At 44.7% G+C, this 19,026-nt stretch carries 18 protein-coding genes; 14 read left to right on the forward strand and 4 right to left on the reverse strand.

Annotation, left to right across the window (positions count from 1 at the left end; translation table 11 throughout):
• Window positions 1–88 precede the first annotated feature (88 nt).
• From ABMY42_RS20370 to ABMY42_RS20400, 7 genes are all read left to right on the forward strand, one after another.
• Window positions 89–694, forward strand: a complete 606-nt coding sequence (locus ABMY42_RS20370) for a VTT domain-containing protein (RefSeq protein WP_029788542.1) — start codon at window positions 89–91, stop codon at window positions 692–694.
• A complete protein-coding gene (locus ABMY42_RS20375; protein WP_069687692.1) occupies window positions 672–1,802 on the forward strand; it encodes a D-alanine--D-alanine ligase in 1,131 nt (376 codons plus the stop codon). The genes ABMY42_RS20370 and ABMY42_RS20375 overlap by 23 nt, the downstream gene beginning before the upstream one ends.
• Window positions 1,803–2,065: 263 nt before the next feature.
• Window positions 2,066–2,506: a YHS domain-containing (seleno)protein gene (locus tag ABMY42_RS20380; protein ID WP_005452306.1), complete on the forward strand. Its 441-nt coding sequence runs from the start codon at window positions 2,066–2,068 to the stop codon at window positions 2,504–2,506.
• A 29-nt stretch (window positions 2,507–2,535) separates the two neighbouring features.
• Window positions 2,536–2,988 carry a hypothetical protein gene (locus ABMY42_RS20385; RefSeq protein ID WP_069687691.1) on the forward strand — a complete coding sequence of 151 codons (453 nt, stop codon included), beginning with the start codon at window positions 2,536–2,538 and terminating at the stop codon, window positions 2,986–2,988.
• A 1-nt stretch (window position 2,989) separates the two neighbouring features.
• Window positions 2,990–4,753, forward strand: a complete 1,764-nt coding sequence (locus ABMY42_RS20390) for a lysophospholipid acyltransferase family protein (protein ID WP_349266714.1) — start codon at window positions 2,990–2,992, stop codon at window positions 4,751–4,753.
• 24 nt (window positions 4,754–4,777) lie between these two features.
• Window positions 4,778–5,245, forward strand: a complete 468-nt coding sequence (locus ABMY42_RS20395; protein WP_005452302.1) for a GAF domain-containing protein — start codon at window positions 4,778–4,780, stop codon at window positions 5,243–5,245.
• Between the two features lie 218 nt (window positions 5,246–5,463).
• Entirely contained in the window at window positions 5,464–6,726 is a 1,263-nt protein-coding gene (locus ABMY42_RS20400) for an amidohydrolase family protein (RefSeq protein WP_050907112.1), read from the forward strand.
• A 509-nt stretch (window positions 6,727–7,235) separates the two neighbouring features.
• Here ABMY42_RS20400 and ABMY42_RS20405 read toward each other — a convergent pair.
• Together ABMY42_RS20405 and ABMY42_RS20410 are read right to left on the reverse strand one after the other, a co-directional pair.
• Window positions 7,236–7,397, reverse strand: coding sequence for a hypothetical protein (locus ABMY42_RS20405; protein ID WP_009697120.1), 162 nt, complete (start codon window positions 7,395–7,397; stop codon window positions 7,236–7,238).
• Window positions 7,398–7,633: 236 nt separating this feature from the next.
• The gene (locus ABMY42_RS20410) at window positions 7,634–7,954 is read right to left on the reverse strand and encodes a hypothetical protein (protein ID WP_005452298.1); all 321 of its coding nucleotides are present in this window, start codon (window positions 7,952–7,954) and stop codon (window positions 7,634–7,636) included.
• Window positions 7,955–8,160: 206 nt separating this feature from the next.
• On the opposite strand from ABMY42_RS20410, the gene ABMY42_RS20415 reads away from it, so the two are divergent.
• Window positions 8,161–9,234 (forward strand): sensor domain-containing diguanylate cyclase, encoded by a 1,074-nt coding sequence (locus ABMY42_RS20415; protein ID WP_050907113.1) that lies wholly within the window; start codon window positions 8,161–8,163, stop codon window positions 9,232–9,234.
• A 68-nt stretch (window positions 9,235–9,302) separates the two neighbouring features.
• Here ABMY42_RS20415 and ABMY42_RS20420 read toward each other — a convergent pair whose 3' ends face one another.
• Window positions 9,303–10,529 carry an aldose 1-epimerase family protein gene (locus ABMY42_RS20420; protein ID WP_349266715.1) on the reverse strand — a complete coding sequence of 409 codons (1,227 nt, stop codon included), beginning with the start codon at window positions 10,527–10,529 and terminating at the stop codon, window positions 9,303–9,305.
• Window positions 10,530–11,235: 706 nt separating this feature from the next.
• On the opposite strand from ABMY42_RS20420, the gene betI reads away from it, so the two are divergent.
• The 6 genes from betI to choV all read left to right on the forward strand — a co-directional run bounded on the left by betI (window position 11,236) and on the right by choV (window position 18,088).
• A complete protein-coding gene (betI, locus tag ABMY42_RS20425; protein ID WP_041060594.1) occupies window positions 11,236–11,835 on the forward strand; it encodes a transcriptional regulator BetI in 600 nt (199 codons plus the stop codon).
• A 16-nt stretch (window positions 11,836–11,851) separates the two neighbouring features.
• Window positions 11,852–13,312: a betaine-aldehyde dehydrogenase gene (betB, locus tag ABMY42_RS20430; RefSeq protein WP_069687688.1), complete on the forward strand. Its 1,461-nt coding sequence runs from the start codon at window positions 11,852–11,854 to the stop codon at window positions 13,310–13,312.
• Between the two features lie 19 nt (window positions 13,313–13,331).
• The gene (gene betA, locus ABMY42_RS20435) at window positions 13,332–15,032 is read left to right on the forward strand and encodes a choline dehydrogenase (protein ID WP_349266716.1); all 1,701 of its coding nucleotides are present in this window, start codon (window positions 13,332–13,334) and stop codon (window positions 15,030–15,032) included.
• A gap of 26 nt (window positions 15,033–15,058) precedes the next feature.
• Window positions 15,059–15,997 (forward strand): choline ABC transporter substrate-binding protein, encoded by a 939-nt coding sequence (locus ABMY42_RS20440; protein ID WP_005425881.1) that lies wholly within the window; start codon window positions 15,059–15,061, stop codon window positions 15,995–15,997.
• A 62-nt stretch (window positions 15,998–16,059) separates the two neighbouring features.
• Entirely contained in the window at window positions 16,060–16,902 is an 843-nt protein-coding gene (gene choW, locus ABMY42_RS20445) for a choline ABC transporter permease subunit (protein ID WP_005425967.1), read from the forward strand.
• Window position 16,903: 1 nt separating this feature from the next.
• On the forward strand, window positions 16,904–18,088 hold the full coding sequence (gene choV / locus ABMY42_RS20450) for a choline ABC transporter ATP-binding protein (protein ID WP_349266717.1): 1,185 nt from the start codon (window positions 16,904–16,906) through the stop codon (window positions 18,086–18,088).
• A 163-nt stretch (window positions 18,089–18,251) separates the two neighbouring features.
• On the opposite strand, the gene ABMY42_RS20455 is transcribed toward choV, so the two are convergent.
• The gene (locus tag ABMY42_RS20455) at window positions 18,252–18,908 is read right to left on the reverse strand and encodes an NAD(P)H-dependent oxidoreductase (protein WP_005435698.1); all 657 of its coding nucleotides are present in this window, start codon (window positions 18,906–18,908) and stop codon (window positions 18,252–18,254) included.
• Between the last annotated feature and the right edge of the window lie 118 nt (window positions 18,909–19,026).

A 19,026-nucleotide genomic window follows, 5' to 3' on the forward strand; every position in this document is an offset into this window, starting at 1 on the left:
CTCTAGTTATTTCTGTTCATCAATATGGATCGAAAAATCATCTCGTAGAGGCCTTGAATGACGAGTGAATAGCAATGGAACAGAGAATATGAGTGAAGTGGCAACGTTAGAAGCTTGGCTGTATCAAGGCAATGTGCCTCTGTCGATGCTATTTCTCGGAGTCGTATTGTTGTCATACTTACTTGAAGATTTGGCTATCGTTACTGCCGCTACTTTAGCGGTAGAGCAAGTGATGCCAACACCTCTTGCGTTATTGGCGATTTTTACAGGTATCGCCACAGGAGACATAGGGCTTTATTGGCTGGGGAAATTGGCACAAAAGGTACGTTTTTTCCGCTATCGCTTGCTTCGATATCAACGTGCTAGGCGCGTGCGACGCACACTTCATCATAAAGCTTTCATTACGTTATTCATCGTCCGGTTTATTCCCGGATTAAGAACCGTAGGATTTACGCTTAGCGGATTTTTGGATGTGCCCAAAATGAAGTTTCTCATCGCCGTGTTAAGCGCGACGAGTTTATGGACTGCGTTGATTTTTGGCTCTTTCTTCCAACTAGGCAGCATGCAATGGCTTCAACAACATCAAATAAACAGTTTGTTGATTCCGATTGGATTGGTCGTGATGTTGCTGCTCAACAAACTGATTTCAAAAACATTGTTAAGGAACACATATGGTGCAACTCGCCCACGTTGAAATGATCCCAAACGGAATGGTTAATGCCGGTATGCCCATTCTTCAAGAACCAAAGCGAGTAGTCTCTCCGTTTGAGTTTTTACCAGCTTGGTTTTTTTATACACCCGTGGTGATTCAAAGCGCGGTCCTCAGCGCTATCCACCGAGATTGGGCATTACCTTTGATCGCAAACCCTTCAATCAAGTTAAGCGGTATGGTGGGGGAGTCCAAGCATGACATTTTCGCTTCTTCGGGAGACAAAACTAAGCAGTGGATATTGCCTTTTATCACATTAACTAAGACGCATGAACAGCTTGAAACTGTTTTAGAAGACGCAACACAGCAGTTAAAACGATCGAGTTTAGAGTATCCATTGGTGGCGAAACCTGATCTTGGTTGCCGTGGTGCTGGCGTGAAGTTATTGCGTTCAGATGAACAGCTAAGAAGCTACATTAAAACGTTTCCCGTTGATGGACGTTTCCTGTTACAGAAGAAATCAGAGTACAGCGCTGAAGCTGGGGTATTTTACGTCAGGCAGCCAGGCGAAACCCGAGGGAAAATCATCTCACTGACATTAAAATATTCCCCTCGAGTGATTGGTGATGGGCAGTCTACGCTTAAGCAGCTTATCGAGAAGTGTCCAAGGGCTGGTAAGTTACAGCACCTTTATTTACCAAGGCACAGTGAGCAATTAGAAGTGATCGTCGCGAAAGGTGAAGAATTTCAACTAGCCTTTGCAGGAAGCCATTCACGTGGTGCCATTTTTCGCGATGGTAACCGATTCATTACGCAAGAGCTGGAAAAGACGCTCGATCAAGTGCTAGGGGATTTTAATGGGTTCCACTACGGGCGATTGGATATCAAGTTTAAAGATATTCACGCTCTAATGAATGGTGAACATTTTGATATCTTAGAGATTAATGGTGCGAGCAGTGAAGCGGCACATATCTGGGATAGCGATACACCACTAACTCATATCTTCGCCACATTGCTAAAGCAGTACCGATTACTTTATCAAATCGGATCAAAGCAGAAGCTGCGAGGGCATCAAACGCCGACACTGGGTGCTCTCATTCAAGCATGGCGAGAAGAGAAAGTCCTGACGCAGCTGTACCCGATGACAGACTAAAAGCATTGATCTATACCCAAGTATCTTGAGGTTATTTGGGTATGGATACCCCAACAACGGGTGATGAATGGGGACATCTGTTATTCAACTTCACGCCGTAAAACAGTTATTCAGTACTTTTCTTATTTAATTTTCAATTCTTTGTAATTTTTATCTCATTTGCCCTGTCTTTTTATTAACACCAAATAAATCACACAGTGAATATGCTTTCTTAGTGAGGGCAATACCTCGATAGAACGTATTTCCGAATAAGGAATTTAATGATGAGAAAATTATTCGCATTACTGATGGTATTAATCAGCTTCTCTTCTTTTGCGGAAGATGAAATTTATACCGGATTTTTTAGTAATAAGGCATTAAGCGGTTATGACACGGTCTCCTATTTTACAGAAGGTCAGCCTGTGAAAGGGAACAGTAACTGGAAAACTGAATACAAAGGGGCAGACTGGTATTTTTCTTCTCAAGATAATTTAAATAAATTTATAGAAAATCCAGAAGCTTATGCGCCACAGTATGGTGGCTATTGTGCATGGGCGGTATCCGCTAAAAATGATTTTGCCCCTGCGGATCCTAAACAATGGGCAATTGTTGATGGCAAGCTGTATCTAAATTACGACGCAGAAGTGAAGCAGTGGTGGGATGATGACCGCGCAGGACATATTGCTGCAGCCGATAAAAACTGGCCAACATTGATTCAGCAGTAATAAGACTCAGAAATAATAAGGTTCATCTCATGACATTTATTCCAAAGAAACATATACCTTCGATTTTTATTGCTTTCGTTTTTATTCAATCATTATTTTTTAAGTTTACTGGTTCATATGAAACCGATCATATTTTTGGCACGTTAGGAGAATGGTCAGGGATTCATTGGTTTGGTGTTTATGGCGGGTATTTAATTGGGATTGCTGAGTTAATTGCAGCCATTTTACTGTTTACTCGTTTCCATGGTGTTGGTTCAACAATGGCCGTTGGGATTATGACAGGAGCCATTTTATTCCACTTGTTTACGCCGCTAGGTTTTGTCATGCCTGAATTTAGCGCTACGGGCGAAGTGATAGGTAATGATGGTGGATTGCTATTTGGTATGGCTTGCCTTGTTTGGCTATCCGCTATTTTCTTAACCATTCGCGATATTAGAGCTCAGGGCTCTTTTACAAACACCTTGCTAATGAAAGGAGCCTAATATGGTTGAAAGTCCTTTCCGGTTATCAAGAAAAACGCCATTTGGAATAGGTGAGTCTGTTGTCGAGTGGGCTACTGGGCTTTCCAAGTTAGATTCCTTGTACAAGCAAGAACCGTTACCTGAAGATAGTCATTCATTTATGCATGAAGCGCTTGCTCGAATTGGTACTCAATATCGAGTTCAACATGGCAGCTTAGAGAATATTCCCAGTGACGGCTCGGTTTTGGTTGTTGCTAACCATCCGTTTGGTGGAATTGAAGGGATCATTTTAGCTTCCTTGATTTCCCAAGTGCGCAAGGATGTCAAAGTGCTTGCTAACGAACTGTTAAAGCGAATTCCTGAGCTGGATGAATTGTTTATTGGTGTTAATGTGTTTGGTGGTGAAAAGGCAAAGCAAACCAATCGACGAGCAATTAAAGCGGCGAACCAACATCTCAAAGAAGGTGGGGTGTTGATTATCTTCCCTGCTGGAGAAGTCTCCTCTTGGCAAGCCAGTGAAAATAAAATCACGGATAAAACATGGAGTCACTCAGTAGCAAAATTTGTTAAGCATGCTCAAGCGACGACTGTGCCTTTGTTTATAAGTGGTATGAACAGCAAATTATTTTATCAAGCAGGGAGAATTCATCCGCTTCTTAGAACGGCACTGCTGGGACGAGAACTTCTCAATAAGTCTGGTGAGATCATTTCTGTTTCAATCGGCAATCCAATCCCTTATCGCGAGATACAAGGGTTTGAAAATGATGAAGATATTACCCAGTACTTCCGTTTGAACACCTATTTAATGGGAAGTATGGACAGTCGCAAGAAGCTCACTCAACAAACTCTTCATGCAGAACCAATAATTGCGCCTATTCTTACAGAGACTTTAGAAAATGAACTTCTGGATCTGTCTGAGTTTAAATTATTAGAGCAGGCTGATTTTGAAGTGTACTGTGCGCCTACACCAAAAATGCCGCAAATGATGCGTGAGATTGGGCGCGTACGAGAAGAAAGCTTTAGAGATGTTGGAGAAGGCAGCGGCTTGAGCTGTGATGTCGACCTCTTTGATCCCAACTACCATCAGCTCTTTGTTTGGCATAAAACCAACCGAGAACTTGTGGGTGCTTATCGTTTAGGTCTGGTTGATGAGCTGATTGAACAAGGCGGAATTCATGCCCTCTATTCAACCAGTTTGTTCAAATATGATGAGGCGTTTATCAAAACTCTAGGTTGCTCGATTGAGCTGGGGCGCTCGGTGGTTGCGAAGCAATACCAACGCAACATGCACTCATTGCTCTTATTGTGGAAGGGCATTGCCTCTTTTGTTCAGCGCAACCCAAAGTACACCCATCTCTTTGGTCCCGTAAGCATCAGCAACGATTATAGCCCAGTGGCAAGGCAGCTCATCGCCTCCGTTATGTCGGTTCATTATTACGATAATGACAAAGCCAAATTGGTTTCGCCAACAACGCCTTTAGAGAGAAACGATCAAGAATTTTGGCGACCGGATATGTTGAGCTCACTCTCTCAGTTGCCTTTGTTATCCAAAGTGCTCAGTCGTCTTGAACGTGGTATGGGAATTCCGGTGCTTCTCAAACAGTACCTGAGCATGAATGGCAAGTTAGTCTGCTTTAATGTCGACCCTGCGTTTAACTTTACGCTAGATGGTTTGATTGTCGTGGATCTGACTTCGGTGCCGGAGAAAAAGCTTGGTAAATATATGGGTTACGACAATGCCGTGAAGTATCAGTTAGCCCATAAGAAAATGGATTTAAGTGAATAGCTATCTATAGGAGTAAGAAATACGATGCCTTTTATCAAATTAGCCAATTATCGTGATGAGCTGACAGCTCAACTCGAAAATATCGCCCATCAGTTTCAACTGCATTCCTTATTGATTATGGAATCTAAGCCGGATCAAATGGTGGTGTTTGCGGCGAATGAGCAACCTATTTACCACGTTGGTGATGCTGGTCCTAAAAGTAATCAACAAGGCTGTCATGAGCTGTACTGCGAACGCGTCGTTGATACTGCACAGCCGTTGCTGGTGGCGGATGCAAGTATGGATGAAGAGTGGAAGGGCAATGAAGACTTAGTGAAATTTGGTCTCGGTGTGTATTACGGTGTGCCAATCACCTTTAAAGGTGAAGTTATTGGGACGGTGTGCGCACTGAATAATGAGCCTTTCGATTTCGCGAAAGGTACGCCTAGTGCGATTGATCAAATCCATCAACTTCAACTCAACGTAGAGCAGCATCTCCAAGCCACTCACTGATTACTGTGAACTAAAGAAACTCTGACAATTCTTGGTCAGAGTTTCTTTGTTTGTCTGCTTCCTTAGTATTTAACACTTCTACTCCGACACTTTTTCTGGTTATTGTTGATTCACTGCTTAGACCAAGAATGTGTACTTGTCGTGAAATGGCAATTCTATTTCCGAGTCACTCGATATGATGCACCTGTATTGAGACAACTGACTCGGAGATAGAAACCATGAGTATCGTAATTAAAAATGCAAACGTGTTTAACGGTGTGGATGAGCAACTTCTGAAGAATGTGGACCTTCTGATTGAAAACAACTTAATCACACAAATCGGGAAAGTAGATGACTCGAATGCTGAGCAAATCATCGATGCCGAAGGCAAAACGGTGATGCCTGGCCTGATTGATGCGCACGTACACATCACGATGTCAGCACCATTTAATGTGATTGACACTATGACACGTGAAGAAGTCGCGATTCGATCAGCGAAAATCTCAGAAGAGATGTTGATGCGCGGCTTTACGACCATTCGTGACGTGGCAGGTAATACATTAGGTTTGAAAAACAGCATTGATAAAGGTTACGCCAAAGGTCCTCGAATTTTGCCTTGTATGGCAGCGATTTCGCAAACTTGTGGTCACTCAGACTACCGCCAAAACCAAGCGCAAGAACGTCTAGCGAGCGGTCATGAAGACTCGCCATTAATGAAGACGGGCGCATTTAAAGTCGCGGATGGTCGTGCAGAAGTATTGAAAGCTGTTCGTGAGCAACTGTTCATGGGTGCTTCCCAAATCAAAGTGATGGCAGGTGGCGGTGCATCCTCGACCTTCGACCCGCTGGATACGTTGCAATACACGTTAGATGAAATGAAAGCAGCGGTGGAAGCGGCAAGCGATTATGGTACCTATGTAGCAGCTCACATTCACACAGCACCAGCGATGAAGCGTGCAGCAGAAGCGGGTGTAATGTCCTTTGAGCACGCTACTATTATGGACGATGAAATTGCTCAAATTGTAAAAGAGAAAGGCATTTGGCTTGTTCCGTCATACTTCACGTCATCACTAATTGCGGAGCGTAAGATCCCGTTGCCAAACGAAGAGACTTACCGCAAGACAGAACGCGTAGGTAAGGCAATGTTTAAGTCTGCTGAGCTTATCAAGAAATACGATATTCAAAACCTAGCGTTTGGTACTGACTGTGTCGGTAAAGCAAACGTTCATGAAACTCAGATGCAAGAGCTTGGTGCGATTGAAAAAACGTTCGACACCATCACTGCACTGCGCATGGCAACTTCAAACTGTGGTCGTTTGTTTGAATTGTCGACTTACAAGCACCCTTATCAAGAAGGCAAATTAGGTCAAATTGTGGAAGGTGCGTATGCTGATTTACTTATCGTCGATGGTAATCCACTTGAGGGTGTCGATTGTGTAATGAAAGACGAAACTAAGAAAGTCATCATGAAAGATGGCGTGGTTTATAAGAACACATTGTAAAAACATTATCCTGTTATCAAAGGCGCTCATCGAGCGCCTTTTTTGCGTTTTGGGATTAGAGTGTATGTCACTTTTCAAAAACCTTCTCGGCTAATCTATTGTTGGCTTCATCCATTTGGTTCTTACTGCCAACATCTACTCGTGTTAAACCATCGTGCCCATTTTAAACTCATCCGTATTGGCTATCGAGAGCGCCTTTGTGTTCTTCTAGCATTGAGTTTAGTTATGTTCTACCACGGGAGTGTCGAAGGGAGAACACCATAAATTAAGCGGTATAGGAGAAGACAGAGGCAGAGATTTCATCTCTTAGAGCGACATCGTTACTGGCTGGTTATTAGATGGCGTGCGTAAAGAAAAAAGATAGGGGAAGGAGATGTCCCAAGCATCTCAAGGCTACTTGGGTAAAGCATAAAAGGGTTGATGAAATACAAACAAGGCAAACAAAAAAACGCGCCTTAAATAAGGCGCGGTTCGGACTAAAAAGGTTTTGGTGAAAGGACTTGTAGGGCTTACTTCATCACATAACGATAGGTTTTGATTACCAACCAGCCAAAGGCTTTGCTTAGAATTTTTACGGCTTTAAAAGCAACTTTACCAATCGTTACCATCAATTCGCCAGCAACAGTAAGGCACGTGTGTAAATCAGTTTGTTTGAACTCTGCGTAAGTCATGTTGGTCTCTCATTTTTAAGTGGGGGACTCCTGTCGCTCAATGCATACCCTGTAGCGATATAGTAGGAATAAGTGAGATTAGGGACTTACCATTTGGCGCCACCTCGCACGTAAAGATAGAAAATGAGTATTGCTTGGAATGGTTATAAATAACCAAGGTGAATTTATGATGAGTGGATTACAGATGCAAAAAAGCCACCACTAAACAGTGATGGCTTTGTCGGGCACTTGATCGACTAATATTTTACGAACAACATTTTTCTTAAGCTGTTACAGCGAGATTTATCTAACGGGTCACCAAGGTATTCGCCATCTTCAGCGGCTTTCTTCATTACTAAGGCTCTTGCTCGGTCACCGCTGTCTAGGTCTTGATACTCTTCCAGTGTTTTCAGCTTCAACAAACGGTATTTCGATTTGTCTTTGCCAGAGGCGACGTGGTCGTAGCAATAACTCATTGCTCCTGCATTCGCACCGATCTTGCTGGCGTCTGTAATCGCGTAAGCGTTAAAGCCAATTGTGCTCGTCAATAAGATTAAAAGGGCATTGCGTGCTTTCATTTCTGTTTCCTAATTCAAATAAGTTGACGAATAAGGTAGGGAGAAATGGATAACAAAAATTGCCATTAAGCGACATTTGCGAACAATCAATCACTTTGTCTGTTTTGTCAGAGCGAGGTTAGCGATAAACCAGTGGCGCGAATTGGTAAATTTCTATTCTCCGAATTGAATAACCTCTGCTCATTGAATTATTCGGAGCATACGTCATGAATGCGAGACAATTTACTAACGACAATAAACGGAAGTTGCTGCCCATTGTTTATCTGTTGACGATAACCGGCTGGGGTATTTACACACTTACGTATGATTACAGTTGGCAGGCACTGATGCTTTTTGCCATCGGGTTATTGATGGTTATTCGTAATTATTATCTTGAGAGCGAACGAATTGATGAAAAGATTGCCAGTATTGCTGCTCACTCAGTCATTGGTGTGGTGATTCTTGATCAATATTTGCGAGTAGACTACGTCAACAAAAGTTTCTTGAGGCTGACGGGGTACACAAGTGAACAATTAAATGGTGAAAATCTAAAGCAGTTTGGCTTTCGTCCATTAAATGAAGCACTTACTAAGTTGGGCGCTAAAGCGAATTGGAAAGACGAGATCAAAGTGACCAATCGTTTTGGAGACCACTTAACGTTAGATGTGCACATCACACATTATAAAGTGGGGGTAGGTACGCGAGATCGTTATGTCGTGAGTTTTCGAGATGTTAGTCATCGTGCTCGACTAGAGAGCAAATTAAAGAGCTTAGCAGAAAAAGATCCTTTAACGGCGTGCTGGAACCGTCGTCGTTTTGACGAAGAATTAGCTCGCTACGCAAACATCGCCGGTCGATATGGGTTTTCTAATGCCACCTTAGCCATCATAGATATTGACCATTTCAAACAAATCAACGACCAGCACGGTCATGATGTGGGCGATGTCGTACTCAAAGACCTCGCTAGATTGATGAAGTCGGAGTGTCGTGAAACTGATATTGTTGCACGTGTTGGGGGAGAAGAGTTTGCCATCATTATGCCTGAGACCAATACTCGAAACGCGTTTGAAGCGATTTACCGGCTGAAAGAAATCATTCAGTCGAAAAGTGTATTGGGCATCACGGTCAGTGGTGGCATTACGGCAATCAATCGTTCGGTTGAGCAAACCTATCGTCGAGCAGACAAGGCTTTGTATCAAGCCAAAAATTTAGGGCGAAATCGTGTTTGTGGCGCGAAAGGTGAACCGCTAAGCAAGCACGTTTCTGAGATGGAAGCGCTGATTGCTACTAGTTCTCGATAGTCGACTTCCTAAAGCATACATTAGATTAAGAGCCGCACATCGCGGCTCCTTTTATTGCTGAAGCATTGTTAATTATCTAGGTTTACGAGTGGCTTGCTGATCAGTTCCACTTTTTGACCCTGTTGGATTTTAGCGACTTCAGTGAGTGCTTGTTTGACTTCATTTTGGTTTCTAAGTACTGAGTAGGTTAGATCAAAGTATTTGCTTTCACCTGCTCGTATGGTCGGAACTAAGCCTAATGGGCGTTGGTACTTCGTGTTGTAGGCGTAACTGGTTCCGGGCTCAATGCCAGTCACATAACCCTGTTTGTATGTATCGGTATTTTTCCATAGTGTCAGCACAGGCAGTTGCTCTACGTTATAACTGAGCGCCACACCTTTATCGCTTTTTTTGTTGTGAAGCACCGCTAAACTTTGTCCGGAATCGTCACCTATTGGCTTCAAGTTAAAAACCATTTCATCATAGCTTTTTGTTGGTCCTTGATAGGTTTGCCAACTATCTAAGCCCGCCTTTGCATAGTTGTTGAATGGAGAGACTTCCTTGACTGCTGCGGAAAACTTCGCCCCTTTTTCAAGAATAGGTCTACCAAAGTTAGAGTGGTAAATAATCTGGTACTCGTCATCGTAGTCAGACATGTTGGTTAACTTATCGTGTAGAGAGAATGAGTTGCTACCTGGCAGTATTGATAACTCTGTATGAGTCACCAGTTCTGCTTTTTTGAAAGTGCGTTCTGAAACGGTACCTTGCACCCTAATTCTGTGTGGGGGATTATCATCAATGATCACTTTTACTGTAGAAGCGGGTGTATTTTGGACTCGACCATGCAGGCTTAGAAGCTGACCGTTATCATCAACGCCCGGGTGACCTGTCCATTCATACCCACAACGTACAAGCATTTCATTGAACCCATCGAGCCAGCCAAGACCATTGCGACTTTCCAGCTCGATGAATGCTGGGTTAACGATCTCTTTGACAGGTGAGTCCCAGCCAAGAATTCGCTCTCCATCCATTTTGACATCAAAGATGCCCATCCCACGAGTTGGGATAAGGGTAACTTCCAAAATGCCGTTGTCTATGACGAGAACATCAACACCAAATTGTTTTCCACCGTGCAAACGTTTTTTTTCAATGCTGAAGGGCAAGTCTGGATTAAAGCCGAGGGAGCGACTAGTCACTTTCCAATCTCCAACGTCTTGATTTAAAGCAGAATTAGTTAGAACAAATTCTGCTGAAGAAACAGGTAGGGTAGTAAGTCCGAGTAGCATAGCGGTACAAGCGAGGTACGAATTTTTCATCCTTTATTCCTTATTTATTTTTCAAATCTAAGTATTGCTGAATCGATTCAGCATTATTATATAAATTGCGCTATTTTTGAGCAAAGTAGGCTGATATGAGTTGTGATCAATATGCTCATTAGAGGGTTTTTTAATGATCTTTTTGATTGCTGAATCAAATTCAGCAGAAATATTGAGTGCGAAAATGAAAGTCGTTTTGCTGAAGCTCGCTCTTAGTTAACTAAATAGGGGCGTCAAACGACTCGGAGACACCTAGCTATTCCGGTTCGTTGTTTTCCTTGCTGTACTGGGCGATTTTAATTGACACGAAACGTTTACATTTTGTTGCTGTGGATTCGCTGTGGTGAAGTGGTATGCCATTCCTTGGTCAATTAACAAACTTAAAAATAAAATGTGTAGAAAATATTTGAGCTCATTGTATTTGTCTTTGTTTGTACTTTTGATAAGAACGGGGTCTTCATGGGTCTTTGTATCTATAATTTGCGTTATAAAAATTCTAATTATTGATTTTAAATGTTTTTATTTTTCTGTTTTTACGTATTAAATCTTCGTAAGTTCTATCTTTTCTCAAGTTTTAGTAATGATTGTAGTCGAAATGATTCGGCTGTATCTGTCATTTTTTCTAGATAATTAGTTTGAGTTCGAACTAAATTTAAGGCATTTTATATTTAACTAACCGTTCAATTAAAAATAACAAGGATGCAAAATGCCCAAGGTTGGGATGCCTGAAATCAGAAAACCGCAGCTAGTCAAAGCGACGATGTCGGTCATCGACAGAGTAGGTTTGCACGCCGCGAGTATCTCGTTGATCAGCAAAGAAGCAGGGGTATCAACAGGGATCATTAATCACTATTTCGGTGGAAAGCACGGCTTGTTAGAAGAGACCATGCGTGAAATCCTGCGCCAGCTTTCTGCCACCATCAAAGAGAACCTAAGCCAGCTGCCAGCTGATGCGCATCATCAACGTATTAATGCCATCATCGACGGCAACTTTGTGGGTTTCCAAGCCGAGAACCAAGTGGCAAAAACTTGGTTGGCATTCTGGTCGTACTCTATGCATGACGCACAGCTCAAACGTCTGCAACGAGTGAATGAACGACGACTCCTTTCTCATCTAAAAAAAGAATTAAAAGCTTTGTTGGATCAAGACCAAGCAGAGCTGGTGGCGCATGGTATTGCGTCACTGATTGATGGCATTTGGCTGCGCGGAACGCTCAACCCGCAAGGCATCGATGCCGAGAAAGCACGCGTCATCATCAACGACTATCTCGATAAACAGCTCACGTTCTACTCAAAACAAAAATAAAGAGTCAAACCTTCAAATGGATATGAAAGCACACTACATCGATGGTGCCATGCACCTAGGATGCTCAGAAGAACACTTCACCACATACAATCCAGCCAATGGTGAACCGCTTGCAAATGTGAAGCAGGCTAACCAGCAAGATATGCAAGCGGCAATTGAATCTGCCAAGCGCGGCTTTGCGATTTGGTCTGCCATGACGGCGACAGAACGCAGTCGCATTTTGCTTAAAGCGGTGGCGCTACTTCGTGAAAGAAACGACGAACTGGCAGCATTAGAAGTCGCGGATACGGGCAAACCGATTCAAGAAGCGAATTGCGTAGACATAGCAACGGGCGCAGATGTGATCGAGTACTACGCAGGTCTTGCGCCTAGCATGCATGGTGAACAGCAACCACTGAATGAATCACAGTTTTTTTACACTCGCCGCGAGCCTCTGGGTATTTGTGCGGGCATTGGGGCGTGGAACTACCCAATTCAAATCGCGATGTGGAAATCTGCCCCTGCACTTGCTGCGGGTAATGCGATGATCTTTAAGCCATCAGAAGAAACTCCGTTAACTGCACTCAAACTAGCAGAAATCTACAGCGAAGCGGGATTGCCAGATGGCGTGTTCAACGTTATTCAAGGTGATTACCGAGTAGGGCAAATGCTCACCGCGCATCCTGACATCGCTAAAGTCTCTTTCACGGGTGAATCGGGTACGGGCAAAGTCGTGATGGGTGACAGCGCCAATACACTAAAGCAAGTCACTATGGAACTTGGCGGTAAATCGCCAATGATCATTTTTGATGATGCCAAGCTAGACGACGCGGTTTCTGCTGCAATGGTTGCAAACTTCTACACCCAAGGTGAGGTTTGTACGCACGGTACACGCGTGTTCGTTCATGAAGGTATCTATGATGAGTTTGTCGCTCAACTTAAGAAACGTACCGAACTGCTGGTGGTTGGCGATCCGCTTGATGAGCAAACCCAAATTGGCGCGCTAATTTCCAAAGAGCACGAATCAAAAGTCCTTTCCGCAATTGAACAAGCGAAAGCAAGCAAAGCAACGCTACTAACCGGCGGCTACAAAGTCACAGAAAACGGTTTGGCGAGCGGCAATTTTGTTGTGCCAACGGTTTTCACTGATTGCGAAGACGACATGTCGCACGTGCAGCAAGAGATCTTTGGTCCCGTAATGTCAGTGCTTAAGTTCAGTGACGAAGACGAAGTGATTGCACGCGCTAACAACACCGATTACGGACTTGCAGCTGGCGTGTTCACGCAAAACCTCTCTCGTGCACACCGCGTCATTCATCAAATCCAAGCTGGCATTTGTTGGATTAACACCTGGGGTGACTCCCCAGCTGAAATGCCAGTTGGCGGTTACAAACTGTCTGGCATTGGACGTGAAAATGGTGTCGAGACCCTTAAGCATTACACCCAAACCAAGAGCGTGTTAGTGCATTTGGGTGATTTCGACAGCCCTTACGCCTAATCAGTCAGGAGGATTTGTAATGCAACAACGCTACGATTACATCATCGTTGGTGCTGGCTCGGCAGGTTGTGTTTTGGCGGATCGCCTGAGTGAAAGCGGTCAGCACCAAGTCTTACTGCTGGAAGCGGGTGGCTCAGACAAGAGCATCTTCATCCAAATGCCAACGGCGCTGTCTTACCCAATGAACACCGAAAAGTACGCATGGCAGTTCGAAACTGTAGCGGAAGAGGGGTTAGACGGACGCCAACTGCATTGTCCACGCGGCAAAGTGTTAGGCGGCAGCTCTTCGATCAACGGCATGGTTTATGTTCGTGGTCATGCTTGTGACTTTGACGAGTGGGAAGCAGAAGGCGCAAAAGGCTGGAATTACCAAGCGTGCCTGCCGTACTTCCGTAAAGCAGAAACATGGACAGGTGGCGCAGACGAATACCGTGGCGACAGCGGTCCGGTAGGGACGTGCAACGGCAACGACATGAAGTTGAACCCACTCTACCAAGCGTTTATCGAAGCGGGTAAAGATGCAGGTTACCCAGAAACGCAAGACTATAACGGTTACCAGCAAGAGGGCTTCGGTCCGATGCACATGACAGTAGACAAAGGCGTACGCGCTTCTACCTCTAACGCTTACTTAAGCCGTGCAAAAAAGCGCAGCAACTTCACCTTGATGAAAGGCGTAACTGCTCATCGCATTTTGCTTGAAGGCAAGAAAGCAGTCGGCATTGAGTTCGAGCAATCTGGCAAAATCAAACAGTGCTTTGCCAACAAAGAGGTTGTGTCGAGCGCAGGTTCTATCGGCTCGGTACAACTGCTGCAACTCTCGGGTATTGGTCCTAAGACTGTACTTGAGAAAGCGGGCATTGAAGTGAAACACGCTCTAGAAGGTGTGGGTAAGAACCTGCAAGACCACCTTGAAGTGTATTTCCAGTATCACTGCAAACAGCCGATCACGCTCAACAGCAAGTTAGGTTTGATCAGCAAAGGTTTAATTGGTACGGAGTGGATTTTGACGCGCAAAGGTCTGGGCGCAACCAACCACTTTGAATCGTGTGCGTTCATACGTTCTCGTGAAGGCTTGAAATCGCCAAATATTCAATTTCACTTCCTACCAGCCGCAATGCGTTATGACGGGCGTGCTGCGTTTGATGGTCACGGTTTCCAAGTGCATGTTGGTCCAAACAAGCCAGAGAGTCGCGGCAGTGTCGAAGTGGTTTCTGCCAACCCAAATGACAAACCAAAAATCGAGTTCAACTACATCTCGACGGAACAAGATAAGCAGGATTGGCGAGACTGTATTCGTCTAACGCGTGAAATCCTCAATCAACCAGCAATGGATGCGTTTCGCGGTGAAGAGATCCAACCGGGTCTTAACATCACCAGCGATGAAGCGATTGATGAATGGGTAAAGCAAAACGTGGAAAGTGCTTACCACCCTTCGTGTAGCTGCAAAATGGGTGCAGACGATGACCCAATGGCAGTTCTGAATGAAGCCTGCCAAGTGCGCGGCATTGAAGGCTTGCGCGTGGTGGATTCATCCATCTTCCCAACCATTCCGAATGGCAACTTAAACGCACCAACCATTATGGTTGCAGAGCGTGCCGCGGACATGATCTTGGGGAACGTACTCGAACAATCGAATAACACACCAGTTTGGATTGCTCCGAACTGGCAAGAGACGCAAAGAATGCGTCCGCCGAAAAGAGACTTAAGCTCAATCTCATAAAGTCAGTAATTACAAGGAATTTAAACATGTCTACGATGACAAAAATCTTTTCATCTATCGCGCTGAGTGCAGTGGCGACAGGTGCTTACGCTAACCAATGTGAAACTGTTCGATTTGCCGATGTAGGCTGGACAGACATTACTGCAACTACTGCTGTTACCTCTGAATTGCTAAAAGGCTTGGGCTACAAAACCAAGACCGATCTTCTGTCTGTACCTGTGACGTACTCTTCAATGGCAAACGGTGACATTGACGTATTCCTAGGTAACTGGATGCCAACCATGGAAGGCGATATCGCCAAATACCGTGAAGCTGGCACAGTGGAAACAGTTCGCGCAAACCTAGAAGGCGCAAAATACACACTAGCTGTACCAAAGTACGTATATGACGCAGGCGTGAAAAGCTTTGCTGATTTGGCAAAACATGCTGATAAATTTAAAGATCGCATCTACGGCATTGAGCCGGGTAACGATGGCAACCGCCTTATCCAAGATATGATCGACAGCGATGCATTCGGCTTGAAAGACTTCAGCCTCGTGGAATCAAGCGAAGCGGGCATGGTGTCTCAAGTGTCTCGTGCTGTTCGTCGTAACCAATGGATCGTTTACCTAGGTTGGGCACCACACCCAATGAACAGCAATGTTGAGATGGAATACCTATCTGGCGGTGACGACTTCTTTGGACCTAACTACGGCGGTGCAAATGTTTACACCAACGTGCGCCAAGACTACCTATCTGAGTGTCAAAACGTGGGTCAACTGCTTAAGAATCTAGAGTTCAGCCTAGAGATGGAAAACCAGTTGATGGAAGCGATTCTAAACCAAAAACAGAAGCCAGCGAAAGCAGCGCAAGAATGGTTGAATGCTAACCCACAACAATTTGAAGCGTGGCTAGAAGGCGTGAAGACGCTAGACGGTAAAGACGCAAAACAAGCGATTACTTCTTACCTAAAAACAAACGCTTAATCGTTCCTCTCTTTAGGAAAAGGTGGGCAGCGATGCCCGCCTTTTAACACAAAGGTTTTATTGTGAATTTTATTACGGACAACAAACTTCCGTTGGGCGAATGGATGGAAACTGGCGTTGATTGGTTAACCATGAACGCGTCGGGTTTCTTTGATGCTATCTCTATTTTTCTCGAAACCATCATTTTATTCGTGGTGGATATTTTCAAATGGATGCCACCGGCAGCGCCGATCATCATGACCGCAGCGATTGCGTGGTTCTTACACCGCAGCATTCCTCTAGTCGTGTTTATCGTGCTGGCGCTGCTGACTATCCTTAACCTCGGCTACTGGCAAGAAATGCTGGAAACCTTTGTTCTCGTCTTCGCTGCGACAACGATTTCCGTATTAATTGGCGTGCCGCTTGGCATCATGGCGGCGCATCGCCCGTGGTTGTACACCTTATTGCGCCCGATACTCGATTTAATGCAGACCGTACCAACGTTTGTGTATCTGATCCCAACATTGGTTCTATTTGGTTTAGGCATCGTTCCGGGGCTGATTTCCACCATTATCTTTGCTATCGCCGCGCCAATTCGTCTGACTTACCTTGGCATCACCAAAGTGCCAGAAGAGCTGATTGAAGCGGGTAAAGCGTTTGGTGCAAGCCGAATGAAATTGCTATTCAAAGTCGAACTCCCAGCAGCATTGCCAAGCATTATGGCGGGTGTGACCCAGTGCATTATGTTGTCGCTTTCTATGGTGGTGATCGCTGCGCTAGTCGGTGCTGATGGTTTGGGTAAACCAGTAGTACGAGCACTGAACACTGTGAACATTTCTCAAGGCTTTGAAGCGGGTTTAGCGATTGTTTTGGTCGCGATTATTCTCGACCGTTTGTGCAAAGCACCAAACCAAAAGGAGGCATAACATGGACGCAATTACGATTGAAAACCTCGACGTTGTGTTTGGTCAGCAGCAAGAGCAAGCATTAGCGCTACTAGACCAAGGCAAATCTCGCCAAGAGATCATTGATGAAACCGGACAAGTGGTTGGTGTTGATAAGGTCTCAATGAGCGTCAAACAAGGTGAGATCTGTGTATTGATGGGGCTGTCCGGTTCGGGTAAATCAAGTTTGCTTCGTGCCGTTAATGGTTTGAATGAGATCTCTCGTGGCTCCCTCAAAATCAAAGATGGCGAAGATATGGTGGAGCTTGCCAATTGTGACGAACAGACTTTACGTAACTTGCGTACTCACCGCGTTTCTATGGTGTTCCAAAAGTTTGCGCTTATGCCGTGGTTAACGGTATTGGATAATGTGGCGTTTGGTCTTGAGATGCAGGGCATTGGCAAAGCGGAACGTCGAAATAAGGCGCGTGAACAACTAGAAATGGTTGGGCTAAGCGAGTGGGGGAGCAAGTTCCCACATGAGCTTTCCGGCGGTATGCAGCAGCGTGTTGGCTTGGCTCGCGCCTTTGCTATGGATACTGACATCTTGCTAATGGATGAACCGTTTTCTGCGCTCGACCCACTGATTCGCGCTCAGCTTCAAGATGAGTTGATTCAACTGCAAGAGAAACTCAACAAAACGATTTTGTTTGTGAGCCATGACTTAGATGAAGCGCTGAAAATCGGTAACAACATTGCCATTATGGAATCGGGCAAACTGATTCAACACGGTAAGCCTGAGCAAATCATCCTTGCGCCAGAAAACGACTATGTGGCGGACTTTGTGGCTCACACTAATCCGCTCAACGTGTTGAAAGGTCGTTCATTGATGCAAGCTAGTGCCGAGCTTAAGCAGCAGAATGACCGCGTGTTGGTGTGTGCAGATAAACAGATTTGGGTCGAGCAAGAGCCGAAAGGCTTAACGCTGGTGGATTCCGATAAGTCATTGGTGAATTGGGAAAGCGATTTAACCACACTCGACGACATCGGTGAAAGTACGGTCGTTCAAGCTAACCCAGACATCAGCATGCGTGAGGCGATTGAACTGAAGCAGCGCAGCAATCAACCTATCTTGCTGGTGGAAGAGAACAAGTTAGTGGGCGTATTGAGTGATAACGAGTTGTATGACGCGCTGCTTGGTAATTTTAAGTCCAAGCAAGTGGCGTAACTGTCTCTTATCTCAAAACGTTTGTTGATTCCCCCTCAGCAAAACAAAAAAAGAGCCGTACTCTTAGACTGAGAAACTAAGAAGTACGGCTCTTTCAATTTGAACAATGATTTAGATAGCTGAGCTCTAGGCTAGGAACCAAGGAGCTAGGAGGCGATACTCATTAAAGAGTAGTAATTACGTCATCCATGTTTAGACGCGCTTTTGGTAGACCGTGGTTGTAGTCTTCGCCGTCTTTGTGGTAGCCGATTGCTAGTGCAACTTCACATACGTGACCGTCTAGTTCTGCTTTGAACTCTTCGCCGATCAGTGTTGGGTCAACACCCTCCATTGGAGTAGAGTCGATACCTAGGCGCGCTAGTGTGTGCAGTAGGTTACCAAGTGCGATGTAAACTTGCGCTTTAGTCCAGCCGCCGTTGTAGCCGTTCTCATCTGTGTTTGCTTCAGCAAATGCGTAAGCACCCATGAACATGTCGTACATGTCTGCTGGTAGGTGACCAGAAGTTACTTCAGCATCAACACGCTTCGCAAACTTCTCTTTAGTGAATTTTGGATCGTACGCTAGCAGAATAGTGTGGGATGCTGCTTTCGCGTGCGGTTGGTTGAACTGGTGCATGTTAGCAAACGTGTCATGGAAACGCTGTTTCGCTTCGTCGCTCTCAATTACGATGAATTTCCAAGGCTGAGAGTTGATAGAAGACGCAGATAGGCGGATTGCTTCTTTGATGATTGCCATATCTTCTTGAGAGATGCGTTTCTCTTCGTCGTATTTTTTAGCTGTGTAACGGTTGTTTAGGTCTGTAATGATTTGATGAGACACGTTTATATCCTCTTAATATTATTAGACAAATGAGGATGCGCTTAGCATCGACAACCATGCGTACCTCGAAAGTGAGTCCATAATATCGACTTTTATCGAATTGATAATACGTGTTTCG

The sequence above is a fragment of the Vibrio sp. SSH13-20 genome, assembly GCF_040104475.1.
GTDB classification, from domain to species: domain Bacteria; phylum Pseudomonadota; class Gammaproteobacteria; order Enterobacterales; family Vibrionaceae; genus Vibrio; species Vibrio harveyi.

Coding starts and splice junctions, on each gene's coding strand:
- ABMY42_RS20415 (WP_050907113.1), top strand. CDS start 8,161: ATGAATGCGAGACAATTTACTAACGACAATAAACGGAAGTTGCTGCCC.
- betB (WP_069687688.1), top strand. CDS start 11,852: ATGGATATGAAAGCACACTACATCGATGGTGCCATGCACCTAGGATGC.
- ABMY42_RS20400 (WP_050907112.1), top strand. CDS start 5,464: ATGAGTATCGTAATTAAAAATGCAAACGTGTTTAACGGTGTGGATGAG.
- ABMY42_RS20410 (WP_005452298.1), bottom strand. CDS start 7,954: ATGAAAGCACGCAATGCCCTTTTAATCTTATTGACGAGCACAATTGGC.
- betI (WP_041060594.1), top strand. CDS start 11,236: ATGCCCAAGGTTGGGATGCCTGAAATCAGAAAACCGCAGCTAGTCAAA.
- ABMY42_RS20390 (WP_349266714.1), top strand. CDS start 2,990: ATGGTTGAAAGTCCTTTCCGGTTATCAAGAAAAACGCCATTTGGAATA.
- ABMY42_RS20440 (WP_005425881.1), top strand. CDS start 15,059: ATGTCTACGATGACAAAAATCTTTTCATCTATCGCGCTGAGTGCAGTG.
- ABMY42_RS20395 (WP_005452302.1), top strand. CDS start 4,778: ATGCCTTTTATCAAATTAGCCAATTATCGTGATGAGCTGACAGCTCAA.
- betA (WP_349266716.1), top strand. CDS start 13,332: ATGCAACAACGCTACGATTACATCATCGTTGGTGCTGGCTCGGCAGGT.
- ABMY42_RS20385 (WP_069687691.1), top strand. CDS start 2,536: ATGACATTTATTCCAAAGAAACATATACCTTCGATTTTTATTGCTTTC.
- ABMY42_RS20375 (WP_069687692.1), top strand. CDS start 672: ATGGTGCAACTCGCCCACGTTGAAATGATCCCAAACGGAATGGTTAAT.
- ABMY42_RS20420 (WP_349266715.1), bottom strand. CDS start 10,529: ATGAAAAATTCGTACCTCGCTTGTACCGCTATGCTACTCGGACTTACT.
- ABMY42_RS20370 (WP_029788542.1), top strand. CDS start 89: ATGAGTGAAGTGGCAACGTTAGAAGCTTGGCTGTATCAAGGCAATGTG.
- ABMY42_RS20380 (WP_005452306.1), top strand. CDS start 2,066: ATGAGAAAATTATTCGCATTACTGATGGTATTAATCAGCTTCTCTTCT.
- choV (WP_349266717.1), top strand. CDS start 16,904: ATGGACGCAATTACGATTGAAAACCTCGACGTTGTGTTTGGTCAGCAG.
- ABMY42_RS20405 (WP_009697120.1), bottom strand. CDS start 7,397: ATGACTTACGCAGAGTTCAAACAAACTGATTTACACACGTGCCTTACT.